The organism is Kitasatospora sp. NPDC057904 (genome assembly GCF_042887925.1).
GTDB lineage: Bacteria > Actinomycetota > Actinomycetes > Streptomycetales > Streptomycetaceae > Kitasatospora.
This window is the reverse complement of the sequence record NZ_JBHVOL010000002.1, coordinates 412,516-436,059: the sequence shown is the minus strand read 5'-3', so window position 1 is coordinate 436,059 and position 23,544 is coordinate 412,516. Positions and strand designations below refer to the sequence as shown.

At 74.3% G+C, this 23,544-nt stretch carries 19 protein-coding genes; 13 read left to right on the top strand and 6 right to left on the bottom strand.

Annotated elements, in window-relative coordinates; translation table 11 throughout:
• The first annotated feature begins 10 nt into the window (after window positions 1-10).
• The gene (locus ACFVSN_RS07390) at window positions 11-1,999 is read left to right on the top strand and encodes a hypothetical protein (protein ID WP_387953890.1); all 1,989 of its coding nucleotides are present in this window, start codon (window positions 11-13) and stop codon (window positions 1,997-1,999) included.
• 220 nt (window positions 2,000-2,219) lie between these two features.
• Here the strand turns inward: ACFVSN_RS07390 and ACFVSN_RS07385 are convergent, their stop codons facing one another.
• Complete coding sequence (locus ACFVSN_RS07385; RefSeq protein WP_387953888.1) at window positions 2,220-3,152, bottom strand: LysR family transcriptional regulator; 933 nt, start codon at window positions 3,150-3,152, stop codon at window positions 2,220-2,222.
• An 80-nt stretch (window positions 3,153-3,232) separates the two neighbouring features.
• Here ACFVSN_RS07385 and ACFVSN_RS07380 point away from each other — a divergent pair, with 80 nt between their 5' ends.
• The 5 genes from ACFVSN_RS07380 (at window position 3,233) to ACFVSN_RS07360 (ending at window position 7,800) form a co-directional block, all read left to right on the top strand.
• Window positions 3,233-4,165: a DMT family transporter gene (locus ACFVSN_RS07380; RefSeq protein ID WP_387953886.1), complete on the top strand. Its 933-nt coding sequence runs from the start codon at window positions 3,233-3,235 to the stop codon at window positions 4,163-4,165.
• 351 nt (window positions 4,166-4,516) lie between these two features.
• Complete coding sequence (locus tag ACFVSN_RS07375; RefSeq protein ID WP_387593448.1) at window positions 4,517-4,882, top strand: hypothetical protein; 366 nt, start codon at window positions 4,517-4,519, stop codon at window positions 4,880-4,882.
• 353 nt (window positions 4,883-5,235) lie between these two features.
• Window positions 5,236-6,150 (top strand): hypothetical protein, encoded by a 915-nt coding sequence (locus tag ACFVSN_RS07370; RefSeq protein WP_387953885.1) that lies wholly within the window; start codon window positions 5,236-5,238, stop codon window positions 6,148-6,150.
• A 41-nt stretch (window positions 6,151-6,191) separates the two neighbouring features.
• Window positions 6,192-7,199 carry a TauD/TfdA family dioxygenase gene (locus ACFVSN_RS07365; RefSeq protein WP_387953883.1) on the top strand — a complete coding sequence of 336 codons (1,008 nt, stop codon included), beginning with the start codon at window positions 6,192-6,194 and terminating at the stop codon, window positions 7,197-7,199.
• Between the two features lie 163 nt (window positions 7,200-7,362).
• Window positions 7,363-7,800: a cupin domain-containing protein gene (locus ACFVSN_RS07360; protein ID WP_387953882.1), complete on the top strand. Its 438-nt coding sequence runs from the start codon at window positions 7,363-7,365 to the stop codon at window positions 7,798-7,800.
• 35 nt (window positions 7,801-7,835) lie between these two features.
• Here the strand turns inward: ACFVSN_RS07360 and ACFVSN_RS07355 are convergent, their stop codons facing one another.
• A complete protein-coding gene (locus ACFVSN_RS07355) occupies window positions 7,836-8,996 on the bottom strand; it encodes a competence protein CoiA family protein (protein WP_387953881.1) in 1,161 nt (386 codons plus the stop codon).
• Window positions 8,997-9,255: 259 nt separating this feature from the next.
• On the opposite strand from ACFVSN_RS07355, the gene ACFVSN_RS07350 reads away from it, so the two are divergent.
• From ACFVSN_RS07350 to ACFVSN_RS07320, 7 genes are all read left to right on the top strand, one after another.
• On the top strand, window positions 9,256-11,850 hold the full coding sequence (locus ACFVSN_RS07350) for an ATP-binding protein (protein ID WP_387953879.1): 2,595 nt from the start codon (window positions 9,256-9,258) through the stop codon (window positions 11,848-11,850).
• A gap of 542 nt (window positions 11,851-12,392) precedes the next feature.
• Window positions 12,393-13,382: an aldo/keto reductase gene (locus tag ACFVSN_RS07345; RefSeq protein ID WP_387953878.1), complete on the top strand. Its 990-nt coding sequence runs from the start codon at window positions 12,393-12,395 to the stop codon at window positions 13,380-13,382.
• A gap of 140 nt (window positions 13,383-13,522) precedes the next feature.
• Entirely contained in the window at window positions 13,523-13,837 is a 315-nt protein-coding gene (locus ACFVSN_RS07340; RefSeq protein ID WP_387593438.1) for a DUF6968 family protein, read from the top strand.
• Between the two features lie 129 nt (window positions 13,838-13,966).
• Window positions 13,967-17,242 (top strand): hypothetical protein, encoded by a 3,276-nt coding sequence (locus tag ACFVSN_RS07335; RefSeq protein WP_387953876.1) that lies wholly within the window; start codon window positions 13,967-13,969, stop codon window positions 17,240-17,242.
• 473 nt (window positions 17,243-17,715) lie between these two features.
• A complete protein-coding gene (locus tag ACFVSN_RS07330; protein WP_387593434.1) occupies window positions 17,716-18,207 on the top strand; it encodes a DUF5994 family protein in 492 nt (163 codons plus the stop codon).
• Window positions 18,208-18,262: 55 nt separating this feature from the next.
• Window positions 18,263-18,508 carry a hypothetical protein gene (locus ACFVSN_RS07325; RefSeq protein ID WP_387953874.1) on the top strand — a complete coding sequence of 82 codons (246 nt, stop codon included), beginning with the start codon at window positions 18,263-18,265 and terminating at the stop codon, window positions 18,506-18,508.
• 124 nt (window positions 18,509-18,632) lie between these two features.
• Complete coding sequence (locus ACFVSN_RS07320) at window positions 18,633-18,884, top strand: hypothetical protein (RefSeq protein ID WP_387593431.1); 252 nt, start codon at window positions 18,633-18,635, stop codon at window positions 18,882-18,884.
• 70 nt (window positions 18,885-18,954) lie between these two features.
• Here ACFVSN_RS07320 and ACFVSN_RS07315 read toward each other — a convergent pair whose 3' ends face one another.
• The 4 genes from ACFVSN_RS07315 to ptsP all read right to left on the bottom strand — a co-directional run bounded on the left by ACFVSN_RS07315 (window position 18,955) and on the right by ptsP (window position 23,508).
• Window positions 18,955-20,418 carry a SulP family inorganic anion transporter gene (locus ACFVSN_RS07315; RefSeq protein ID WP_387953872.1) on the bottom strand — a complete coding sequence of 488 codons (1,464 nt, stop codon included), beginning with the start codon at window positions 20,416-20,418 and terminating at the stop codon, window positions 18,955-18,957.
• A gap of 44 nt (window positions 20,419-20,462) precedes the next feature.
• A complete protein-coding gene (locus ACFVSN_RS07310) occupies window positions 20,463-21,053 on the bottom strand; it encodes a carbonic anhydrase (RefSeq protein WP_387953870.1) in 591 nt (196 codons plus the stop codon).
• Window positions 21,054-21,255: 202 nt separating this feature from the next.
• Complete coding sequence (locus tag ACFVSN_RS07305) at window positions 21,256-21,606, bottom strand: hypothetical protein (RefSeq protein WP_387953869.1); 351 nt, start codon at window positions 21,604-21,606, stop codon at window positions 21,256-21,258.
• A 249-nt stretch (window positions 21,607-21,855) separates the two neighbouring features.
• Window positions 21,856-23,508 (bottom strand): phosphoenolpyruvate--protein phosphotransferase, encoded by a 1,653-nt coding sequence (gene ptsP, locus ACFVSN_RS07300; RefSeq protein ID WP_387953867.1) that lies wholly within the window; start codon window positions 23,506-23,508, stop codon window positions 21,856-21,858.
• Window positions 23,509-23,544: the final 36 nt, after the last annotated feature.

The window sequence follows — 23,544 nt, the reverse complement described above, 5'->3', positions numbered from 1 at the left end:
GAGGCCCGCCGTGCCCGCCAGGTACCACCTGCGGTTCCAGCTCCACGCTGCGTCCGACACCGCCGAACTGGTCCGATTCTGCCGGGAGTCGGGGGTCGACGAGGTCGTCCTGCTGCTCGGGGCCGAGGAGTTCCACGCCGGGCACCCGTCCGGAGCCGCCGAGGACCGGCTGTTCGAAACCGCCCGGAGCGCCTCGGAGGCGCTCCGGGCGGCCGGGCTCGACGTCAGCCTCAACCCCTGGGTGACGGCGGGGCACGCCGACCGTGGGCGCGTCGACCGGCTGGGCTTCGCCCCGATGGTCGGCCCGACCGGGACGGTCGCCACCGCCCAGGCCTCCTTCGCGTGCCCGCGCTTCCGCTCGTGGCTCACCGCCCACTACGGGCGGTTCGCCGAGCTCGCGCCCCGGGTGCTGTGGCTGGAGGACGACTTCCGCTACCACAACCACGCGCCGCTGGGGTGGGGTGGCGGATTCGAGCCGCTGATGCTCGACCGGCTGGCGGAGGCGGTGGGGGAGACGGTGACCCGGGAGCAGGCCGTCGCCGCGGTGACGGCCCCCGGCGATCCCCACCCCTGGCGTGTGCAGCTCCAACGGGTCTGGCGAGAAGCGCAGTTGGAAGTGGCCGAGGCGATCGCGAAGGCCGTCGCCGAACGGTCGGAAGGGCGGACGCAGCTCGGGCTGATGAGCTCCGAGCCCGGAGTCCACTCCGTCGAGGGACGCGACTGGCCGGCCCTGTTCGACGCGCTCGCCATCGACGGACGCGTCTCCCACCGGCCGCACTTCGCCCGCTACTCCGACGCGCCGGGGCGCGAACTGAGCTTCTCCGTCTGGATGCTGGAGGTGCAGCGGGCACTGCGGCCCGCACACGTGCGCAGCGAACCGGAGGTCGAGAACTGGCCGCACACCGCGTGGTCGAAGTCCGACACCCAGACGTGGTCCGAGCTCGTCGTCGCCCAACTCGCGGGCTCGGACGCGCTGTTCCTCAACGTCCACCCGATGCAGTCCGGCCGGGCCGGGCGCTTCCCGCGCGTGGCCGAGCTGCTGCGCAGGTCGCGGCCGGCGCTCGACCGCGTGGCGTCGAAGGGGGACACCGCCGGTGTGGCGCTGCCGGTGCGGCAGGACGCGGCCGCCCACGTGCGGACCGTCCGCGGCGGGGACCTCGTCGACCTGGCCGTCGACCCCGGTCCGGCGGCGGACTTCCTGCTGCGGTACGGCGTCCCGGTGACGGCCGGGGACGCGCCGGTGCGGGTGCTGTTCGGGCAGGTGGCGTGGGCGTACGGCGACGCGGAGCTCCGGCGGATGCTCGGCGGGGGACTGCTGCTGGACGGCACGGCGGCGCGCATCCTCGACGAGCGGGGGCTAGGGAAGCTGCTCGGCGTGACGGTCGAGGAGGTGGTGGGGAGGGGCTCGGCGTCCGCGCCGGGCCCGTACGCGCTGGAGCGCCGCGGCGACGTGTTCCTGAGCGTCAACGGCCAGCCCGCACTCGCCCGGCTCCGGCCCGCGGCGGACACCGAGACCTGGACGGAGATCCTGACCCCGGACCTACGGGTGTGGGGCCCGGGCCGGTGCGTCCACACCAATGAACTCGGCGGTCGGATCTGCGTCTTGGCCGCGACGGCGGTGGACCTGCTGCCGTACGACGACGACGGGCAGCAGCTGTTGCACGAGATGCTCCGGTACCTGGAGGGCGAGGACCCGGCCCTGCCGCTGGTGACCGGCGGCCCCCACCTGATCCCCCACCTTTCCCGCACCCCCGACGGCCTGCGCCTCGCCGTGGCCAACGGCAGCGCCGACCCGGCCCACGTCCGCATCCACCTGCCCGGCACCCCCGCAGGAGCGGAGGCGACGCTGCTCCGCCCGTTGGCGGCCCCGGAGCCCGTCCCGGGGGTCGTGACCGGCGGCCTCGTCGAGTTCGACGTACCGCTGCCGCACCGCGGCTGGCTTCTGGTCGAGTGGCCCCGAAGCCGGCGTTCGGCGGTGTCGGCGCGGGCGCGCCGGTAGGCGGCTCCTGCGGCGTCCGCCCGGTGCCCGGTTTCGCCCGGCGCACCGCGACCCGCGTCCTGCTCGAGTGGTGCCGCCGATGGTCGCTGGAGCGGTTGCGCAGGGAATCAGCGGATGCTGGCCCAGTCGATTTCCGGTTCCTCGACCGTGTCGATCACTGGGGACTTCTTCTCCGGGGTCTCGCCGTAGCGCCATCGACCGTCGACATGAACATTGAGGATCACTGATCACCTGTACCGTCAGGGAGCCGTGGCCTCGTGGCCCGGATCGTATCGGCGGCCCGGTGCAGCTCGGCGAGGACCGTCCGGACGGCCTTGCGCGCGGTGCGCTCGGGCCGGTGGAGCACGTCGACGTGCCGTCGGGCCTGGACTCCGCTCAGCGGCCGGAGAACGACGTCGGGGTGCGGGCGGGCGGTCCAGCGCGGCATCAGGGCCAGCCCGCCGCCGGCGGCCACCACCTCGGCGACCACGGCGAATTCGTTGATGCGGTGGACGATGTCGAGCCGACGGTTGGCGACGCTGGCGATGGCCTCGATGGTGGCCATCAGCGGGAAGCCGTCGTGAACCGTGATCCACGGCTGGTCGGCCACGTCCTGTGGTGAGAGCCGCGGCTGGGAGGCCAGCGGGTGGCCGGCCGGCAGGGCGACGTCGAGGGGCTCGCGCAGCAAGGTGCGGGCGATCACGGTGCGCGGCCAGGGCGGGGCGTGGTCGAGGCGGTGAGCGAGCACGAGGTCGTGGTCACGGGTGAGGGCGGGGAAGCGGTCCTGGGGGACGTCCTCGTCGGACAGCGCCAGACGAGGGTGACCGGCACCGGCGAGGCCGCGTAGCAGGAGCGGGAAGAACGCCGACCCGGCGCTGTGGAACGCCGCCACCGAGACCTCGCCGTCCGGCTGTTCCACGAAGTCGGTGACGGTGTGGCGTGCCCTGGCCAGAGCGCTCTCCACCTCGATGGCCGCCACCGCCAGGGCCCGCCCGGCGTCCGTCAGCACCACCCGGCGCCCGGCGCGTTCGGTGAGCGGGACGGGGATCGAACGCTGCAGCAGCCTCAGCTGTTGCGAGATGGCCGACGGCGTCACGTGCAGCGCCTCGGCGACCGCGGTGACGCTCCCCAGCTCTCCCAGTTCCCGCAGGACCCGCAGCTGTCTCTCATCCACGCCGACAGTGTAGGGCTGCTACAGGTTCGTTGAAGAAGTTGGTGGTGGCCTTCAATTCCCTGGTCGGGCAGCGTAGGGGCATGCCCATTGCCCGCCGCACCGATGCGGTACTCCTCCTCGTCGCACTCGTCTGGGGCTCCAGCTATCTGGCGGCCAAGACGGCCACCGCCGCGCTCCCGGTCCTGGTGGTGCTGTTCGCCCGGTACGCGGTCTCCGCGCTCGCGTGCGGAGCCCTGGTCGCCTTCGGCCGCCGGGGGCGGCGCTTCACCCGCGACGAGGTGCGCACCGGGTCCGTCCTGGGCGTCACCCAGGCGACCGTCCTCGTGCTGGAGACCTACGGGGTGGCGCACACCAGCGCCGCCAATGCCGGACTGATCATCAGCCTGACCATCGTGCTCACCCCGCTGATGGACCGCAGCGCGGGCCGCCGCCTGCCCGCGACGTTCTTCCTCGCCGCCGGCCTGTGCGTCCTGGCCGTCGGGCTGCTGAGCTCCAGCACCGGACTGCACGTGCCGCGACTCGGGGACGCCCTGATGCTCGCCGCCGCGGTCGTCCGGGCCGGGCACGTCGCGCTCGTCGGACGGCTGACCGCCGGTCGGCCCGTGGACCCGCTCCGCCTGACGAGCGTCCAGACCGTCGTCGGTTCGGCCCTGTTCCTGCCGGCCGCCCTCGGCCACCTGCCCGACCTGGCCCACGGCAGTGTCACCACCTGGACCCAGCTGGTCTACCTCGCCCTGTTCTGCAGCGTGTTCGCCTTCCTCGCCCAGACGCAGGCCGTGCAGCGCACCTCCGCCAGCCGGGCGAGCCTGCTGCTGGGAACCGAACCGATCTGGGCCGTCGCCATCGGGTTCGGCCTCGGCGGCGAACGGCTCACCCTCTGGGCCGCCCTCGGCGCCGTGCTGATGATCGCCGGGACCTACTGGGGACAGGCCATCGAACGCACCCACCGCGCCGCAGCCCAGACCGTGAAGGAGGACCCGGCGTGCCGGACGACGACACCTGTCAGCGCCTGATCACCCCGTTCGACACCACCGGGACCCCGTACCGGCTCATCGACCACTGACCGGACGGCACCACGGAGCCGGTCAGCGCCCGGCGCGGGCACCCGTCTCCCAGGTCGCGACGTGGCGGCCGGTGCGCGGCCGGGCACGAAAGCCCGTGGATCCGTGGCTCGTTGCCGTGATCGAGCTCCGGTAGGGCATCCGTTCCGGAGGAAATTCGGTGGCCGGTCTGCCCGTGGCGTGGCAGGGTGGCGGCCATGACGTCGATCCGAAGGGGCGATGCCGCGTAAGTCGCCCGGCGCCGTGCGCGCCCAGACGCGGTGGATCCGGGCCCGGTCCCGAGAGTTCAGTCAGGTTCGAGGCTTGCGACGAGGCGCCCAGGGCGCGGTCAAGCGCCTTGAGGCCCAAAGGTTCCGGCCCGGCTTCCTGAGCGATGCGCTCGGCCGGTACGAGCAATTCCTGCGCCGGCCTGGCCGATGGCTCTACGTGGTGCTGGAGGATTGCGAGTGCCACGACGTGTTCGGGAGCCGGGACGATCTGCAAGCCATGCTCGATGCACTGCCGTCGGCCGCACGCCGTGAACTGAGCCGGATCGTGGCCAGGCTCGACGCGGAGTTCGAGCGTCGTACCCTGCCGGATCCGTACGCGTCCTCATGGTTGACTCACCATCGGTCGCCGAGCCTCCCCTGGTGGCGCCGGCGGTTGACCGTTTGGTGGCACGAGACCTGACTCGTAGGGCGGGGTTCATGGAACCGACGACTCCGGCGGCAGGGCGGTCAGGGGCCGCCTCGGATGAGCCGCAGGCGCGCCGGATGCCGCCGGCCGCGCTCTGCCGGTCGGGGTTTCGGGTGGCGTGTTCCTGGCAAAGTACTTCAACCATGGGCTTATCACCGGTCGCCGGGCATCCCGCTGTCGCCGTCTTCCGCGAACCCCGAGCCGGACGGCCAGTCCCGGTACTGGGCCCGCGAGTTGACGCCGAGGCGGGGCGGACCGCGCGCGTGCTGGCCGGGGTGGCGACCCACGGCCGGCCTGTCGAGCGGGCCCTCGCGCTACGGCAGGCCACCGCGGCTGCAGGTGAGTTGGTGGCCGCGCTGTTGGCCCTGGGCCCGGCGCCGGCCGGAGAGGACCTCCCGGCGGAGTCGACCAGTCAGTCGTACTTCCGGGTCCGCGAGGTCGAGCTGTCGGATCAGCAGGCCGCCCTGCACGGCACCCTGGTCGTCCACCGCGGCCTGGAAGACCTGTGCGACGCCCCGCTGTCGGGAGCCGACCTGGCGCTGGAGCTCGCGGGCATGCGGCAGTCGGTGCTCGACCTCACCGGCGCAGCACCGGGCGACGACCCCGAATCCGTCCCGCCGATCGCCGCTCCCGAGCCCGGTGCGGGGCCGTCGTTGGAGAGCGCGTGGAGTGCCCGGTGGCTCATCGGGCACCAGGTCCACGTCCTGTTCAACGTCTGCGCCGCGGTCGCCGTGGCCGATGCCGCCCGGCAACTGCGGGACGGCGACGGCGATGGCGCGCTGCTGCGCCTCGCGGATGCGACGGTGTACGTGCGCGGCTTTCCGGCGGCCATGAACCACGCGAGTACGATCCCGGCCGACTACTACATGGCGGCGATACGCCGGACCATGGCGCCTCCGTCGACGGACGTCCCGTTGAGCGGGCGCCAGCACCGCGGCTACAAGCTGTTCCGGGCGGCGATGAAGGACCTGCTCGCGCTGGTGCCCGACTCCTACGAGCAGCTCGCGGCCCGTGCCCCCGAGCTGGCCGAGGCGCGGGGCGCCCTCCTGGAGGCGGACATCGTCGACGCCGAACGGCACGTCACCCTCGCGTACTCGATGGTCCATCTGCGGCGCTCCATCGCTCAGCGGCCCGAAGGCCCCGACAACGCCGTCGCCGAACTACGGCTCATGCGCCATCGCCGCGCGGCCCAGTACGCCCCCCTGATCCGGTTCGGTGACCACTACATCGCCGACGCCGTGGCCGACCTGCGCCACTCCTGAGTCCGCGCGTCCGCCTCCCACACCCCCGGCAGGAGACCCTGATGCCCGAGACGACGCCCGGCACCGTCCAACCCGCTGCGGCGGCCGACTGGGAGCTGGATCCGGCCGATGCCGGTACGTGCGAGCGGCTGGCCCGCACCTTGTGCATCAGCGGGAACGACCAGGTCGACAGCCCCGAGTGGCTGGAACGGGCCCGGGACGCCTGGGAGGACCTCCCGCTACCACTGCGCCGCGCGGTGCGCCGGTTCCGAAGGCACTCCGGCCCGCAGGGCGCCTTGGTGATCGGCGGCCTGCCGGTCGACCAGGCGGCCCTGCCGACGACGCCGGCCGTACCCGGCTCGGTCCAGCGCCGGGCGACCGTGCCGGCCGCGGTGCTCACCATGGTGGCCTGCGGGCTCGGCGAGCCGCTCGCCTACCTGGCCGAGAAGTCCGGCGCCCTCGTGCAGGACGTCGTGCCCGTGCCCGGACAGGAGACCTTCCACGGAAACGCCGGTTCGGTGCCGCTGTCCTTCCACACCGAGAACGGCTTCCACCCCCACCCGCCCGACTACGTGGTCTTCAGGTGCCTGCGCGCCGACCACGACCGGATCGCCGGCATGCGCGTCGCCGGCCTCCGCGAGGCGCTGCCGCTGCTCACCCCGGCCGGCCGCCAGGCCCTGTTCGCACCGGAGTTCATCACCACGCCACCACCCTCCTTCGGCCCCGACACCGCCGGGGGCGCGCCCGATGCCGAACCCCGACCGGTGCTGTCCGGAGCCGCCGAGGACCCCGACATCCGCATGGCCCAACTCGTCACCACCCCGCTCACCCCTCGGGCCGCCGCGGCGCTGGCCGAATTCGGGCGCGCCTGCGAGGCGAGCGCCCGCACCCTGCGCCTGACACCCGGCGACCTGGTCGTCATCGACAACCGCGTCACCGTCCACGGCCGCACCGCCTTCCGGCCTCGCTACGACGGAGCGGACCGCTGGCTGCAACGGACCTACGTCACCACCGACTTGCGGCGCTCCCGCGACCACCGCCCCCACGACGGCCACGTACTCACCCGCTGACCGGGGGGTGCAAGGGGATTTCGCCGACCGGCGGCCTCGCAGGCTGTCAAGGCGCCGAGATCGGTCAGCCGTGATCGCGATCCGGTCACCGGTGGGTGATCTCCGCTCGGCGGCCTCGACGGCCTCGTAGCGTCGCGGCTTCGGAACAAATGCTGGAGGGTTCATGACAACCATCGATTCCCTGCCCGCGTCACCCGTCGAGCAGCGGACCAGCGATGCACTCGTGGTCCTGCCGACCCCGGCGGCGGTGACGGCCCCGCAGGGGGGCCGTGCGGAACGCGGCATCACCCGGGAACGCGTGGGCTCGCGCGGGCTCTGCCTGAGCCGCCTGGTGATTCCGCCGCTGACGACGGAGCGGGCGCACCTCCACGCGGACCACGAGACCGCGATCTACGTCGTCAGCGGGGAGATCGAAGTCCGGCACGGCGAGCGGCTGGCGGAGGTCACCGTCGCGGGTCCGGGCGACTTCGTCTACATCCCGCCCAGCGTGCCCCACCAGCCGGTCAACCGCAGTCGGACCCAGGAGGTCGTCGTCCTGGCGGCGCGCACCGACCCGCACGACGTCGAGAGCCTGGTGCTGCTGCCCGGCGCGCCGGACTGACCTCGCACCGACCACCCGCCCGGCGCCCTCCGACGTCAGTGCCAGGCCGCCAGGTCGACGACGCGGGTGAGGGCGGGTGCGTGTTCGACGGTCCGCCGGCGCTCCGCGTCGCCGACGGTGAGGATGACCAGGCCGGCGAGCGCGCTCCAGTCGGCGTGGCCGGCCGAGGGGAGCAGCACGGCGTAGGGGTGGCCGGAGACGTGGATGGGCAGGCCGCCCGCCCAGCGGTCGTCGGTGATCTGTTCGTGGGCGAGCCGGGCGGGTCGTCCGCTGTCCTCCTCCGTCCATCGGGCGGCTGCGGCTTCCAGCCGCCATCTGCGTCCGAGTGGCATGGCGGTCCGCCAGTCCTTCCCCACCACCTGGCCGGCGTGCCGTTCGCGCCGGCGCTGCTGGTCTCGTTCCTTGCGCTTGGTCCGGTGGCGCTGGTCGGCGTCGGCGTGCGCGGCCGCCTGCTCGACGTAGCGCGGCGCGGTCCACAGCACCCGGTGGTCGTCCTCGCCGGCGGGCACCCGGTGGGGGATGACGCGGCGGCCGAGGACCCAGGCGACGAAGTCGTCCAGCGGGGCGGTGACGGTCTTCCATTCGCCGTGGCCGTGTGGGCATCGGCACTTCTTCCGGCACGGGGTGACGGTGAACCGGCTCAGTCCGGTGCCCGCGGTCCACAGGTCGGCGGCGCCGGGCCGGGGCGTCGAGACGACGATGGACGGGACGGCGCCGACCCACGTTCGGGCGGACAGCGTCACCCAGCAGGCATCGATGCCGTCGGCGGCGTACCGGTCGGTGCGCTCGCGGACCTCGCCGCGGGTGATCGGGGAGAGCTGCGCCTCCCACGCCATGCGGTGGGCGCCGTCGGGGGAGGAGGCCATGACGTCCGCCCGCCACGTGCCGTCCGGGGCGCGGATTTCGAGGTCGGCGTACCAGCCGGTGGCCCGTGCGGCGTGTGCGAGCTGCAGCTTCACGAGGTGGTGCTCCATGCTCTCCTGTGCCAGCGCGCAGGTGGGTGCTCCGCGGTCGTGGGCGAAGAACCGCAGCCCGGTCGGCGAGACCTTCGCGTGGAGGCCGTGTCCGCACTCCGGGCACGCGAGCGGCACGCGCGGTCTCGCGCGGTGGACCGCGGTCCACGCCCACCCGCAGCCGAGGTCGTCCCGCGTCGCGTCCAGTCGGCCCCGATCTCCGTGCACCGCGGTGAACGCCACGGAGCCCTCCCCTCTCCCTGCAGCCCGTGCCCCCGTGCTGCCGCCCCGGCGTCAGTCCTTCCCGGCCCGCCGGGCGTTCATGACCGCGCCTTCGTGATCGCACGATTGTGCCAGGCGGCGAGACCGGTGGGTTCCGGCTCGGACACAGCAGGGGAGGACCGGAAGCCCACCTTCAAAGGCCCGGGCCGTCTTCTACGCCCGCCCCACCCGTTCGTCCGTCCGCCGCTGCGGCCGCGCGCTGAGCCCGCACCGGGGGACCATGAAGCTGCGGAGGTACTCGGCTGGTGAGGCGGTGAGTTCGGCGGTGGGTTCGGCGGCGGTGGGTTCGGCGGTGACCGGGAAGCTGCGGGTGTACCTGGGAGCGGCGCCGGGGGTCGGGAAGACCTACGCCATGCTCGCCGAGGGCCGCCGGCTGCGCGACGGCGGGCTGGACGTGGTGGTCGGCCTCGTCGAGACCTACGGCCGCCGGGGGACGGAGGAGCAACTGGCCGACCTGCCGGTGGTCCCGCGCCGCCGCGTGCCGTACCGGGGGATCGAGCTGACCGAGCTCGACCTCGACGCCCTGCTCGCCCGCCGGCCCGCGCTCGCGCTGGTGGACGAGCTGGCGCACACGAACGTCCCGGGCAGCCGCAATCCCAAGCGCTGGCAGGACGTGCAGGATCTCCTGGACGCCGGGATCGACGTGGCGACGACGCTGAACATCCAGCACCTGGAGAGCCTGAACGACGTGGTCGAGCAGATCACCGGCATCGTCCAGCGGGAGAAGATCCCGGACGAGGTCGTCCGGGCCGCCGACCGGATCGAGCTGGTGGACCTGAGCCCCGAGGCACTGCGCACCCGGATGGCGCAGGGCGACGTCTACGCGGCCGACCAGGTCGACGTGGCGCTGGACAACTACTTCCGGGCCGGGAACCTCGGCGCGCTGCGCGAGCTGGCGCTGCTCTGGCTGGCCGACCGGGTGGAGGAGGAGCTCGCCGACTACCGGGCCCGGCACGGCATCCGGGCGCCGTGGGAGACCAAGGAGCGCATCGTGGTGGCGCTCAACGGTGCGCCGCAGGGCGAGCACCTGATCCGGCGGGGCGCGCGGACGGCCACCCGGGTGCACGGTGTCCTGATCGGCGTGCACGTGCGCGCGGACGACGGGACCCTCCAGCGGGAGCCGCCCGCCCTGGCGGGCCAACGGGTGCTGCTGCGCGAGCTGCACGGCACCTATGTCGAGATCACCGGCGACGACGTGGCGGGAGCCCTGGTCGACTTCGCCCGGACGGAGAGCGCCACCCAGATCCTGCTCGGGCCGACCAGCCGCTCGCGGCTGCGGGAGCTGGTCAGCGGTTCGGTGATCAACCGGGTGATCCGGCTGGCCGGGCCGATCGACGTCCGGGTGCTGCCGCCGCCCGGGCCGGATCTGCTGGCGCTGCCGCGCGGGCCGCGGCCACGCCGGCCTGCCTTCGTCACCGCCCGGCGGCGCCGGTTCGGGTGGCTGCTCGGACCGCTCGGTGCGGTGGCGGTGGCGAGCGCGCTGTCGCCGCTCCGGGTCTCGCTCGGCCCGTCCGGTGCGCTGCTGTGCCTGCTGCTGGTGGTGGCCGGGGTCGCCCGTCTGGGAGGGCTCGCACCGGCCGCGGCCACCACCGTGGTCTCGGCGCTGGCGGCGGACTGGTTCTTCACGACGCCCTGGCACAGCCTGGTGGTCGAGCGGGCGGCGGATGCCGGGGTCCTGGCGGTGTTCCTGGTGGTCGCCGGGATCATCAGCCACCTGATCGACGGGCTGGCCCGCCGCTCCCAGCAGGCGACCCGCGCCCGCGCGGAGGCGCAGGCGCTCGCCCGGTTGGCGGGGGAGTCGGTGCAGGACGGGGAACGCGCGCTGCCCGAGCTGCTGGAGGGGCTGCGGCTGGCGTTCGGCCTGTTCGCGGCGGGCATCCTGGCACGCGACGGCACGGGCTGGCGCCCGGACGCGGCCGCCGGCGGGCCGCTGCCGGCCCGGCCGCAGGACGCGGCGTTCGCGGCCGAGCTGGACCCGGACACCGTCCTGGTGCTGGCCGGCCCGACCCTGAGCGAGGAGAACACCCGCCTGCTCGGCCCCTTCGTGACCCAGCTGCGCCTGCTCCGGGAGCTGCAGCGGGTGACCGCGCAAGCGGCGTCGGCACAGGCGATCGCCCGCACCGACGCCCTGCACACCACCCTGCTGGAGGCCGTGGCCCACGACCTGCGTGAGCCGCTGGCGGGGATCAAGGCGTCGGCGTCGAGCCTGTGCTCCGACGACGTCGACTGGCCGCCGGAGGACGTCCGCCGCTTCTCGGCGATCATCGACGCCGAGGCGGACCGGTTGAACCGCATGGTCGCCAACCTGCTCGACCTGAGCCGCCTGCAGGCCGGTCGGGTGCCGGTGACCCTCTGGCCGACCGACGTGGCGGACGTCCTGGTCGTCGCGGTCGGCAGCCTCCCGCTCGCGGGTGCCCCGGTGGTCCTCGACCTCCCGGAGGGCCTGCCGCCGGTGGAGGCCGACGCCGGCCTGCTGGAGCGGGCGCTGGCGAACGTCCTGGCCAACGCCCAGACCTGGTCACCGTCCGGCGCCCCGGTACGGGTGGACGCGGGCGCCGTGGCGGACCGGGTGGACGTGCGGGTGGTCGACCACGGCCCCGGCATCGGCGACCGGCAACGCGAGCACCTCTTCGAGCCGTTCCACCGCAGCCGCCGCGGCGCCGGCGGGCGGGTCGCCGGCGTCGGCCTCGGACTGACCGTGGCGAAGGGCTTCACCGAGGCGATGGGCGGCGAGCTGACCGTCGAGAGCACCCCCGGCGGCGGCACGACCTTCGTCTTCGGCCTCCGCCGGGCCGTCGCGGCAAGCCCCGGTTAGGTCATCGGGTACCGCCACCAGCCCTGACCGGTGGCGCCAAGGCCGCGTCAAGACGGCTGCCGTCCGCGTCAAGGATGCGCCAGGGCGGGCGGACGGACATTCGACCGTACCTAGCGTGATCTGTGAGGAAACGGTTCGCCGCCCGGGCGTGGGGCCTGGCGGTGAACCGTTTGCCGACTCCCGACCCCCGGCGGGTTCCGCCGGGGGAGGTTCGGCGGCCAGGGTGAAAAACAGGGGGAGGGGCGCGCGGCGATGCCGGCGGGAACGCCGAGCGGTACGGCGGTCGTGGAGAACGCGGTCGCGTCGGAGACGAAGCGACATCCGTGCCGGGCTTGCTGCCTGCCACCGGCCGACGGGCAGCGCCGCCGTCTGGCCCGCACCCCGCCGTCTGGCCCGCACCCCGCCGTGCCGGTCCGCCTCCGGACGGCCTCGGCGCCGTAGGGTCCTCTCCGAGGACACGGGGCCCGGCCGGTCGCCAGGACCGGGGCGTTCGGAAGCGCGTCGGGCCACGGGACGGACGAGACGAAGGGCTGGCACGTCACATGCAACAGCGCAGTCTGCGGGACCTCCAGGTGTCGGCCATCGGCCTCGGCTGCATGGGGATGTCCGCCTTCTACGGCACGGCCGACCAGGACGAGGGCGTCGCGACCATCCGGCGCGCCCTGGAGCTCGGCATCACCTTCCTCGACACGGCGCAGGTCTACGGACCGCTCACCAACGAGTCCCTGGTCGGCGAGGCCGTCCGGGGGCACCGTGACGAGTACGTGATCGCCACGAAGTTCAACTACCGGATGGACAAAGCGGTTCCGGGCGACATGTCGACGGTGGGCCGCCAGGACGGCTCGGCCGAGCACGTCCGCGGCTCCGTCCACGGTTCGCTCGAACGGCTCGGCACCGACCGGATCGACCTGTACTACCAGCACCGGGTCGACCCGACCGTGCCCATCGAGGAGACCGTCGGCGCGCTCGGCGAACTGGTCGCCGAGGGCAAGGTGCGGCACATCGGGCTGAGCGAGGCGAGCGCGGAGACCATCCGCCGCGCCCACGCCGTCCACCCGGTCACCGCCGTCCAGAGCGAGTACTCGCTCTGGACGCGGGACGTGGAAGCCGAGGTGCTCCCCACCTGCCGGGAACTGGGAATCGGCTTCGTGCCGTACTCCCCGCTGGGCCGCGGCTTCCTCGCGGGCCGCTTCAGCTCCCCGGACGAGCTGGACCAGGGCGACTTCCGCCGCACCAACCCGCGCTTCACGGAGGCCAATCTGGCGGCCAACCTCCGGCTCGCGGACAAGGTGAAGGAGATCGCCGCGGAGAAGGGCATCACCCCGGCCCAGCTGGCGATCGCATGGGTACTGGCCCGCGGCGAGCACCTCGTGCCGATCCCGGGCACCAAGCGCCGCACCTATCTGGAGCAGAACGCGGGCGCGGTCGACGTCCAGCTGACCGACGGGGACCTCGCCCGCATCGACGCCGAGTTGCCCGAGGTGGCGGGCGAACGCTACGACGAGGACGGGATGCGGGCGGTGAACCGCTGAACGGGCCACCCGCTGCTTCGGTCTCCGCATGACTCGGAGCCCTGGAGCCCTGGGCCGCGCTGCCCGCCCCGGACGGGCCCGTGGGGCGGGCGGTGCGCGGAGAACGGTCCGGGGCGGCGGGTGTGTGTTGTACTGCTGCGATGAGTGCCGAGTATGAGCTTGGGCAGGTCATTGCCCGTCGTGAGCTGGTCTTCACCGCTCCGGACGGGACGCAGGCGCCCGTGCTGGTGGCAGTCGGGGCGCCGTGCCGCGACCCGGAGGGGCCGGACTGGTACTGCCCGTACCGGATCACCGGACACCCCGGCGTCGCCGACCGCGTGACGGCGATCTTCGGCGTCGACTCGGTGCAGGCGTTGCAGCTCGCCCTGGCCCGTCTTCCCGACGAGTTGAGCGACGCGGCCGGGCTGACCTTCCTGGGCGGGACGGACCTGATGCTCGGGGGCGACGGTTCGTGAGGACGGGAGCCGGGTGATGCGTGCCGGCGGCCGCTCCCGCCGCCTCCGGCCCGCGGTGCCGTGGCCGGGCGCGCGCCGCCGCGGAAAACCGGGTGCCCGCGCGGCGTCCGCCGGGCACAATCGTCGGCGATGCCTCAGCTGACTGCCGACCGGCTGCTCGCCGCCGTCGAACCGTTGCCTCACCCGCTCCGGCTGCGCGAGGTGGCCCGCACCGCCGCCTCCCTCGCCTCCTCCGAACTGCTGGTCCTGCTCGCCGAGTTGGACGGCCGTGGTCCGTACGAACGTCGACTCGCCGCGTTGGCCGCCCTCGCCGGACGGCAGGCGCGCCATCTGATCGACCGGATCGACGACCCCGACCCGGTGGTACGCCGCTACGCGCTCCGGGCGGTCGGGGAACTGCCCGTCCCGGGCGACGACCTCGAGTTCGCGATGCTCACCGCCTCGAAGGCGGTCCGTGCGGAGGTGGCCCGCGCCATCCTGCGGGCCGGGCGTACGGCGGTGGCCGACCGGCTGGTGCCGGTCGTGCGCAGGCGCTGGGGCGTGGCCGAGGCGGCGCGGCTCCTGCCGGTCTGCTCGGCCGAGGTCGTTGCCGCCGAACTGCCGCTGCTGGCGCATGCGATCACCCTCTCCACCTCGCTCGGCCGCCGCCACCCGGTCGCCGTGCTGGACGAGGCCGGGCGTCAACTCGCCGACTTGCCGTACGGGCTGAGGCAAGGCTTCTGGGAGCGGAACGCCCTCGGCCTGGCGGCTGCCGCCACCCGCGAACCGGCCCGGGTGCTGGAGCTGCTGGAGCGCCACCCCGTGCACACCCTCCCCCATCCACTGCGGGACCGGCTCGCCGACCTCGCCGCCGTCTCCACCGCCGCCGCCGAACGGACCGTCCGCCTTCTACTCGCGATCGGCCGTCAGCGCTACGACCCGCCGCTGCGGGCGGACTTGGCCCGCCGACTGGCCGCCGCCCGGCCGAACGGCCTCGCCGCGCTCGCGCACCGAGACGGCAGGGACCACCTGACGTTGCTGCGGCTGATGCCCCCGGCCCGACGGGCTGCCTTCTACGACGAGGTGGCGGCGCTGCCGGGCCCGAGCCGCGCCTGGGACTCCGTCGACGTCCTCGCCGTGCTGCCCGCGAAGGAGCGGCACGCGCGGGCGCGGGCCCGACTGGCCGCGGACAGCCAGGACGTCGGCCGGCTCGTCCTGCTGCCGGTCGCCGAGGCGCGGGCGGCGCTGCTGGCCGAGACCCGCACGGCCGATGTCTTGGACCGCGGCTGGGCCTGGGCGCAGCTGGTCCGCCAGGCGGAACTCTCCGGGGAGCCGGGCGCGTTGTTCGAGGCGCTCGAACTGCTCCTACGGCTGCGCAACGAGCAGGACCTGGTCCGCCGTGAGGCGCTGGACGCGGTCGCGGCCGTCCCGTCGCGGCTCTTCGACGACGCCACCGCCGGGCCTCTGGAGCGGCTCACCGACGACGCCTTGACGGCGCGCGACTGCTCGGCGGTCACCCGCGCCGCCCTCGTGCGGCTCGCGGGGGCCGTCCTCGGCGAGCACGCGGGCGGGCCGGCCCGCGAGCTGGTCGCCTGGGCCGTCCGCACCGTCGAACGGGCCGGCGGCAGCGGCCTGACCCTCCCTCCACGGCGCGAAGGGGCGGCGGTCGACGAACTGCGGGAAGCCCTGGAACGCTCGGCACGGACCCGGGACGCCGCACTGCTGCTCACGCTGGCCGAGACGCTCGGCGCCCGGTCACGACGAGTCCCCGCGCTCGGCGAGCTGCTGGAACGCGTCCTGCACGCGGGCGGCGACACCGCCGTCGAAAGGGCCGTCGCACAGCTGCTGCGCAACCCCGCCGCCGGCCCCGAACTCGTGGCCCGGCTGCTCGCACTGAGGCCGTCGGCCATCACCCTGGCCCCGGTCAGGGCCGCACTCGCCAGGGTCCGCACCGATCTGCTCGACCTCCTGCTCGCCACTCCCCTGACCGAGGGGGACCTCGCCGACGCCGGCCGCTGGCTCCCCGCCCACCAGCACGCGGCCGTCGAACAGCTCACCCGTACGGTCGACGACCCCGTGCGGACCCTGGACGATCGCGCCGCCGCCCTGCGCGCCGCCGCCCGGATCCCCGTCCACGGCGAAGCCCTGCTGCACCGGTACGCGGACTCCGCCGAGACCGTCCTGGCCGAGGCCGCGCTCGCCGCGCTGCCCTGGACGGAACGTCCAGCCGGTGCGCTGCCCGAGTTGCTCTCCCACGCCGCGGACGACCGGGCCCGGGTCGCCCTGTACGCGGCGGGCCGCGCCGCCCGGTTCGCGCCGAGCGCCGGACTCCTCCCGGGGCTGCGCCGCATCGCGCTCGACCCGGGGACGAAGGTGACCAGCCGCAAGCAGGCCGTCCGGCTCGCCGCCGCACACCTGGTCCTGTCCGACGCGGCCGCCCTGCTGCGCGAGGCGTACGCCGCGCCCGAGCAGCACCCGGACGTCCGTGCCGCCGTCCTGGCGACGATCGGCGAACGGATCGCCGACCTGCCGTTGTGGGACGTGCTCGATGACGCGGCCGACGGACCGCCGGATCTGCACACGATGCTCGTCCAGCACCTGCGCCCGCACGAGGTACCCGCCGGGCAGCGCCCCGAATTCGCGCGCCTGATGGCCCGGTTGGCTACTGGCGACGGCCTCTTCACCGCCGTACCCGCGCAAGGACACCTCGTCTCCTGGGGACGGTACGCGCCGGAGGCCGTGCGGGTACTCGTCCCTCTCGTGACCGACCTCGCCGAGCGGGACCGCTGGAAGGGGGCAGCCCGGGCGCTGACCGGGATGGCACTGTCGGACGCCCCGCACCCGCTCGGCGGCTGCGCGCCGGGCAGCGTCCTGGCGGACGCGCTGAGCGCGCTGATGGAGTCCGTGCACGCCGGGGACCCGGCCCTCCCCGGCCGCGACCAGCCGGCCCGGCAGCGGATCGCCAAGCTCACCGGCTCGCTCTGGAGCAACGACGCCCCCGCGGAAACCTTCCGGGCCACCCTGCGCGAGGTCGCCGCACTCCTGCTGACCGAACCCGCGCTCCTGCCCGAGGCCACCGCCCAACTGGTCACGGCGCTCGACCTGGACGCCCCCGACACGGGCGAGCACCTCGCCGAACTGGCCGCGCTCGTCGCCGACCGCCCGGCGCTCGCCGTGACCACCGCCGAGGCGGTGCGCCGACGCTGCTACGGACGACCCGAGGCTCCCGAGCACGCCCTGGCGGCCGCCCGCCGGCTGGCCGCCGAGGACGGACTCGCTCCCGGCCTGTTCGCCGTCGCACTGGCGACGGTGGGGGCGCAGCTCGGCTGGCCCGCGGCCTGGCGGGAGGTGCTGCACGGCCTGCGCCGCCACCCGCGGCCGGACGTCCGCGACGCCGCGCTGGCGGTGTTCACCGATCCGGCGTGAGCGGACGTCCTGGGGCCGAGGGGAGCCCCGGGCTGCGGGGCGGCTCCGCGGACCGGCATTGAGTATCGAGGTGGCCGAATCGTCCCTGGCGCCGTTGCCCGGCCGTGTCGTGCTCTGCTGTCCTGTGGGGAGCACTCGTGCTGTCAGCGGTCCCGCGGGAACCCGGGCGGTGGAGGGGGGAAACAGGCATGCCGGCTGCGTCAAGGATCGACCTCCTGGACCTCTGCCGTGATCCGGGGCGGGTCGCGCCGCCCTTCATGACACAGACGACGGAGTTCGTGGTGCCCGGATCGATACCGGCGGAGCGAGCCATTTCGGGGCCTCCTCCCGCATGAGCGGCCCTCCTGGCCGGCCGGACCGGCCCGGTGCGGGCGGAGTACCGTGGGGATATCGGGGCGGCCCGGCCCGTCGCTCCCCAGTGGTCGGCCCTCGTTCGGTGGGGTTGGCGCGCGTTCACGGACAGGTGGCGAGCCATGTCTGACGAAACCGGTGCTGTGCTCCCGGGACTCCTGCCGGACGGGTTCCGGCAGGCCGCGAAGCCGGGGACGGTCGTGTTGCGCCTGGAGACCACACAGTCGCGCGAGGGTGTGCTCGACGGTGCGTGGTGGCCGCGTTCACGGGACGTCGGCGCCGAACTTCCGGGTCTGGTCAGGGCGTTGACCGAACACCTCGGTCCGGTGGCGAGCGTCGGGCTGGACGTCGACGCCTGGGACGATGTGCCGGCCCGGCTGGTCGTCGACGGCCGGTCGGTGCACATCGACCGGTACCCGGTCGGTGACGACACGGTGATCGTCACGCGGGGCGACCGCGATCACTTCAGCCTGCTCGTCGTCCCCCCGCAGGCGAGCCGGGAGACGGCCCTGGCCGCGATGGCACGCGCGGTCGCGGCCGGCGGAACCGACTCGGCGCGGCAGATCCTCGTCGCCGGCGGCATCGGCTCCGAGCCGCCGGGTGAGGAGTCCTGAGGGACGCCCGCTTGGGCCGCGATCCTCGGGCAGACAGGAAAGGCGGGACGGAGAGATGTCCGTCTACGTGAAGCTCTCGGCCGACACCCGGGCGCCGGCGGAGCCGTCGAAGGGGCCGCTGGACATGCAGTACGAGGACGGCGCGGACGGCGTCACCTTCGAGTACGACCTGCATCCGAGCGGTGCGCTGCGCGTCCTGCGGGTCTTCGAGGACACGCCGTACCGGATCGAGGTCTGCTTCGGCCCCGGGGCGTGGCTCCAGGTCGTGGGCAGCTACCTGCGAAGCGGCGCCGAGTACTGACGTCCGCGTCGGCGGCGCGACCGGTTGGCCGGGACGCGGTGCGGGCGGCGTCCCCCGGTCGCGGTTGATCCACCCCGCCCATAGCGTCGTGTCCGGGGGCGGAACGTCGGCACGGGAGGCCAGGATGGGGCACTACCGATGGGTTCTGGAGACGCAGGACGACGGCGGCCGCTGGTCCCGGCAGGACGGCGCTCCCATGCAGGATCCGCTGGAGTACGACGGGCCGCCGCAGCGGGCGGCCAACCACCTGCGGGACGTGTTCGTGCGCACCCTCTCCCGGCCCGCGCCGGGCCCCCGGGCGATCAGGATCCGCCTCTGGGAAGGGGCCGATGCCGACGGCGGGCCGCAGGCCGAGGCCGAATGGTCACGCGAGTGACACACCCGGCCGACCTGATCGTGCTGCCGCACCGGAGCCCCGGTGCGGCAGCGTGTCCTGCGGGGCCGGATCAGGTCGGGCCGGCCAGGGCGGGGATCAGCCGGACGGCTTCGGGGGCGTGGGCGTTGTGGCGCTCGGCCCAGGTGGTCAGGGCGCTCTGGCAGGCGTGGTCGAGGTGCCGGAGTCCGGTGAGGTCCAGTTCGACGACGCGGTCGGCGGGCAGTGCCTCCAGGGCGTCCAGGAGCTTGGGCAGCCGGAGGAAGGTGGCGTTGCCGGTCAGGCGGACCCGGACGACGCCGTCGGGCCGCTCGTCCGTCTCCACGTGCAGGCGGGACGTCTCCCAGGCGCTCTTGAGGATCGACAGGCCCAGGCCGATCAGCACGCCTTCGAACATGTTGACCGTGACGATGGCGACGGCGGTGGTGGCGAGGACGAGTGCTTCCGGGCGGTGCTCGCGCCACAGCGGTCCGAGCTGCTTGAACGGCAGCAGCTTGAACCCGGCGTGGACGAGCACTCCGGCGAGGGCCGCGACGGGGATGACGGCGAGGGCCGCCGGGAGCAGCGCGGCGAAGAGCAGCAGCCACACGCCGTGCAGCACGCGGGACGCCTTGGTCCGGGCGCCGGCCTGGACGTTGGTCGCGCTGCGGACGATGACCGCGGTCATCGGCAGGGCGCCGAGGGCGCCGCAGAGCGCGTTGCCCGCTCCCTGGGCCATGAGCTCCTTGTCGTAGTCGGTGCGCGGTCCGTCGTGGATCCGGTCGACGGCGGCCGCGCTGAAGAGGCTCTCGGCGGAGGCGACGAGCGTGAAGGCCACGATCGTGATGATCAGGGCGGGGGTGAACTGGCCGAGCACGCCGGCGTCGGGCGGCTGGATGGCGTCCAGGAGGCCCTTGACCTCGACCTTCTTCACCGGGCCGTCGAGCAGCCAGGCGGCGCCGGTGGCGAGCAGGACGGCCACGAGCGCGCCCGGGACGACCCGTACCCTGGCCGGCAGCCGTTGCCACAGGACGATCACGGCGATGGTGCCGGCGCCGATCGCGAAGGACTGGCGGGCGGCGGGTGAGGAGACGAGCTGGGACAGGAGGCCGGGCAGGCCGAGGAGCTTGTCGACGCCGCTCGCGGGGGCGGGCCTGTCGGCCATCGCGTAGAGCTGGCCGGCGATGATGACCAGGCCGATGCCGGCCAGCATGCCCTCGACCACGGCGACGGAGATCGCGCGGAACCACCGGCCCCAGCGCAATGCGCCGAGCAGCAGCTGGAGCAGGCCGCTCGCGGCGACGACGACGCCGAGTGCGGGCAGTCCGAACCGCTGCACGGTCTCGGCGACCAGGACGGTCAACCCGGCCGCCGGGCCGCTGACCTGGAGACTGCTGCCGGGCAGCATGCCGGTGACCAGGCCGCCGACGATGCCGGTGATCAGGCCGAGTTCGGCGGGCACGCCCGAGGCGACGGCGACGCCCACGCACAGCGGCAGGGCGACGAGGAACACGACGAGCGAAGCGGTGACGTCGTACTTGAGAGTGGGAAAGCGCATGGGAGCCCTCATCCGTGGAGGTTCGTCGGTGGTGGGCCGCGGCGTCACAGCGGCAGGAAGGCGTCGGCGCCGGGGCGGTGGGTGAGGACCGCGCCGGTGTGCACCTCGTAGAACCAGCCGTGCAGCGCGAGGCGGCCCGCGTCGACGCGGCGTGCGACGCTCGGATGGGTGCGCAGCCTCGCCAGCTGGTCCAGGACGTGGCGCTGCACGGGGCCGGCGAGGTCCTGGTTGGGCTCCTGGCCGGGCGTCAGTTCGGCGCCCTCGGCGAGCCAGTCCCGCACCGCGGGCACGTCGGTGAGGTCGTCGCCGCGCACGACGGCGCCCACGGCGCCGCAGTGGGAGTGGCCGCACACCACGATGTCCGCGACGCCCAGGACCTCGACCGCGTACTCGATGGTCGCGGCCTCGGCCGACGGCACGCGCGGCCGGTACGGCGGGACGATGTTGCCGGCGGTCCGCATCTCGAAGAGGTCGCCGGGGCGGGCGCCGGTGACGGCGGAGGGGATGATGCGGGAGTCGGAGCAGGTGATGAACAGGGCCTGCGGGTGCTGGCCGGCCGCGAGCCGCTCGAAGTCGTCGGCGGTCTGTGCGGCGCGGCGGTGGAAGGTGCGGGCGTGGTCGATGAATGCTTGCATGTCGGTGCCTCGGGCCCTTCGGAAGTCTTGTGGGGATGGAGACTTCGGGACCGTGCCCGCTCGGTACGGAGGCAGGTTGCAGCGCGACGGTGATGGCAGGGGCAGCACTGCCGTGGACCGTCGCGAACCGCCGTGACGCGCGGTGGCGTGGACGTGTGGGTGTCCGTGCCACCGGTGAGCGTGCGGGCGCGGTCGGCGCCGATCAGCAGCGGAACACCTGGAGGACCGCCGCTCTGGGCTGTCTGCGGGCCCAGTACGGCGCGTCGGGGCCACCGGCCGGCGACGCGGACCCGGGGGAGGGCGCTTCTTCGGCGAGGACGGAGGTCAACTCGGGTCGGGGCTCCGGGACTTCGACGTTCCGGGGCCGGGTCCAGCAGAGGCCGGGCAGGTTCTTGGGGGCCAGCGCGTCCTCGGCGAGTTTCGCCTGCGCGACCACCCGTGGGCAGCCGTCCTCCCGGAGGAGCGCGGCCGTGGACTGGGAGAGCATCAGTACGCCCAGCACCGCAAGGAGGGCCACGGCGACGGCGCCGACGACCCTCCCGGCCAGAGACATTACTGATTCCTTCCGTGGCTTTGGCTTTTTATTGAACTCCTGTCGAGGATGACGAGCGTGAAAGGGAGTCAGTTCCGATAGGCCGGTGAACAATGCGTGAATCAGTATTGCCGGATGAGTGAGAACGGGGCGCGGCCGGGGTGGTATTCGGCATGGCCCATCACGAATTCCTCACCCTTTTCTGATCGGAATCCGATAGTCCGGGTATTCGCAATTGCCGCCCTGTCGGACGGGGAGTCGGGGCCGGCGTCACCTCATGGACGACCGGACCGAGCTGCGCGCGGTCGCGGCGTCGTCGGCGAGCAGGGCCAGCTCCGCGAGTTCACGGCACTCCGCGAGCGTGTGGGCGGCCAGCGCCGCCCGTACCCCGGGGAGCGAGGCCGGTGCGGCGGACAGGCTGGTGATCCCGAGGCCGACCAGGACCAGGGCGAGGGCCGGGTCGGCGGCGGCCTCGCCGCAGACGCCGATCGGACGGCCGCGCTCGGCCGCCGATCGGGCGGCGGTGGCGACCAGCGCGAGCAGCGCCGGCTGCCACGGGTCCAGCAGCTCGGCGAGGCTGCCGAGTGTCCGGTCGGCCGCGAAGGTGTACTGGGCCAGGTCATTGGTGCCCACGCTGAAGAAGTCGCAGACCTCGGCCAGCCGGTCGGTCCGCAGCGCGGCTGCCGGGACCTCGATCATCGCTCCGGCCAGCGGCAGGCCGTGCGCGCGGACCCGGGCGGCGAACTCGGCGGCCTCGCGCGGGACGGACACCATCGGGGCCATGACCCAGACCTGTGCGGCGCCGTCCTCGGCGGCCTCGGCGATCGCGGCGAGCTGGGTCTCCAGGAGCTGCGGATCGCGGGCGGCCGTCCGCAGGCCGCGGACGCCGAGGGCGGGGTTCTCCTCGTCGGCGGCGGTGGCGAAGGGCAGCGGCTTGTCCGCGCCCGCGTCCAGCGTGCGGACGACGACCCGGCGGCCGGCGAAGGCCGCGAAGACCTGCCGGTAGGCGGCGGCCTGCTCGGCACGGGTCGGGGCCTCGGCGCGGTCCAGGAAGAGGAACTCGGTGCGGAACAGACCCACGCCCTCGGCGTCGGCGGCGGCCGCGCCGGCCAGCTCGTGCGGCGCACCGAGGTTGACCAGCAGCGCGACCGGGTGGCCGTCCGCGGTCCGGCCCGGTCCTCGGAACCCGGCCAGCAGGTCGCGGCGACGGCGCTCGCGCTCGGCGGCCAGCCCGACCGCCTCCGGACTCGGGTCCAGCTCGATCAGGCCGTCCGCGCCGTGCACCAGGACCCTTCGACCGTCCTCCAGGTCCACGGCGTCGGCGCAGCCGACCACGGCGGGCACGCCGAGCGCCTTGGCGAGGATGGCCGTGTGGCTGGTCGGTCCGCCGCGGACGGTGACGAGGGCCAGGACCCGTTCGGGGTCGAGCAGGGCGGTGTCGGCGGGGGCCAGGTCGTCTGCGACCAGGACGTACGGGTGCCCGGGGTCGGGCAGGCCGGGCACGGGCAGGCCCAGGAGGCGGGCCACCGCGCGGTCGCGCAGGTCGTCCAGGTCGGCGGCGCGTTCCGCGAAGTACCCGCCGGCGGCGACCAGCGCGGCACGGAAGCCGTCGAAGGCGTCGGCGAGCGCGTGGGCGCCGTCGGTGCCCTGCTCGGCGAGCGTGGCCGCGCGGTCGGCCAGGGCCGGGTCGGCGGCCATCATGGCCTGCGCGGTGAGCACCTCGGAGCCGGTGCCGCTCGTGCGGGCGGCGCGCTCGTCGAGGTCGGTGGCGACCGCACCGAGGGCGGCGCGGACGGCGGCGGCCTCGGCCGCCGGGTCGGCGACGGCCCTCGGCGGGGGCAGCGGGGGTGCGGGTGCCATCCGGGCGACCGGGCCCGCCGCGCTGCCGGTGCCGACGCCGATCCCGCGGATCGGATCGCTCATGTGCCCGCCTCGCCGTGCTCGGCGAGGGCCGTCGCC

Bases quoted from the DNA above. Each gene is read 5' to 3' on its own strand.
- ACFVSN_RS07380 (WP_387953886.1), top strand. From the start codon at position 3,233: ATGCCCATTGCCCGCCGCACCGATGCGGTACTCCTCCTCGTCGCACTC.
- ACFVSN_RS07365 (WP_387953883.1), top strand. From the start codon at position 6,192: ATGCCCGAGACGACGCCCGGCACCGTCCAACCCGCTGCGGCGGCCGAC.
- ACFVSN_RS07360 (WP_387953882.1), top strand. From the start codon at position 7,363: ATGACAACCATCGATTCCCTGCCCGCGTCACCCGTCGAGCAGCGGACC.
- ACFVSN_RS07350 (WP_387953879.1), top strand. From the start codon at position 9,256: ATGAAGCTGCGGAGGTACTCGGCTGGTGAGGCGGTGAGTTCGGCGGTG.
- ACFVSN_RS07345 (WP_387953878.1), top strand. From the start codon at position 12,393: ATGCAACAGCGCAGTCTGCGGGACCTCCAGGTGTCGGCCATCGGCCTC.
- ACFVSN_RS07340 (WP_387593438.1), top strand. From the start codon at position 13,523: ATGAGTGCCGAGTATGAGCTTGGGCAGGTCATTGCCCGTCGTGAGCTG.
- ACFVSN_RS07335 (WP_387953876.1), top strand. From the start codon at position 13,967: ATGCCTCAGCTGACTGCCGACCGGCTGCTCGCCGCCGTCGAACCGTTG.
- ACFVSN_RS07330 (WP_387593434.1), top strand. From the start codon at position 17,716: ATGTCTGACGAAACCGGTGCTGTGCTCCCGGGACTCCTGCCGGACGGG.
- ACFVSN_RS07325 (WP_387953874.1), top strand. From the start codon at position 18,263: ATGTCCGTCTACGTGAAGCTCTCGGCCGACACCCGGGCGCCGGCGGAG.
- ACFVSN_RS07320 (WP_387593431.1), top strand. From the start codon at position 18,633: ATGGGGCACTACCGATGGGTTCTGGAGACGCAGGACGACGGCGGCCGC.
- ACFVSN_RS07315 (WP_387953872.1), bottom strand. From the start codon at position 20,418: ATGCGCTTTCCCACTCTCAAGTACGACGTCACCGCTTCGCTCGTCGTG.
- ACFVSN_RS07310 (WP_387953870.1), bottom strand. From the start codon at position 21,053: ATGCAAGCATTCATCGACCACGCCCGCACCTTCCACCGCCGCGCCGCA.
- ACFVSN_RS07305 (WP_387953869.1), bottom strand. From the start codon at position 21,606: ATGTCTCTGGCCGGGAGGGTCGTCGGCGCCGTCGCCGTGGCCCTCCTT.
- ptsP (WP_387953867.1), bottom strand. From the start codon at position 23,508: ATGAGCGATCCGATCCGCGGGATCGGCGTCGGCACCGGCAGCGCGGCG.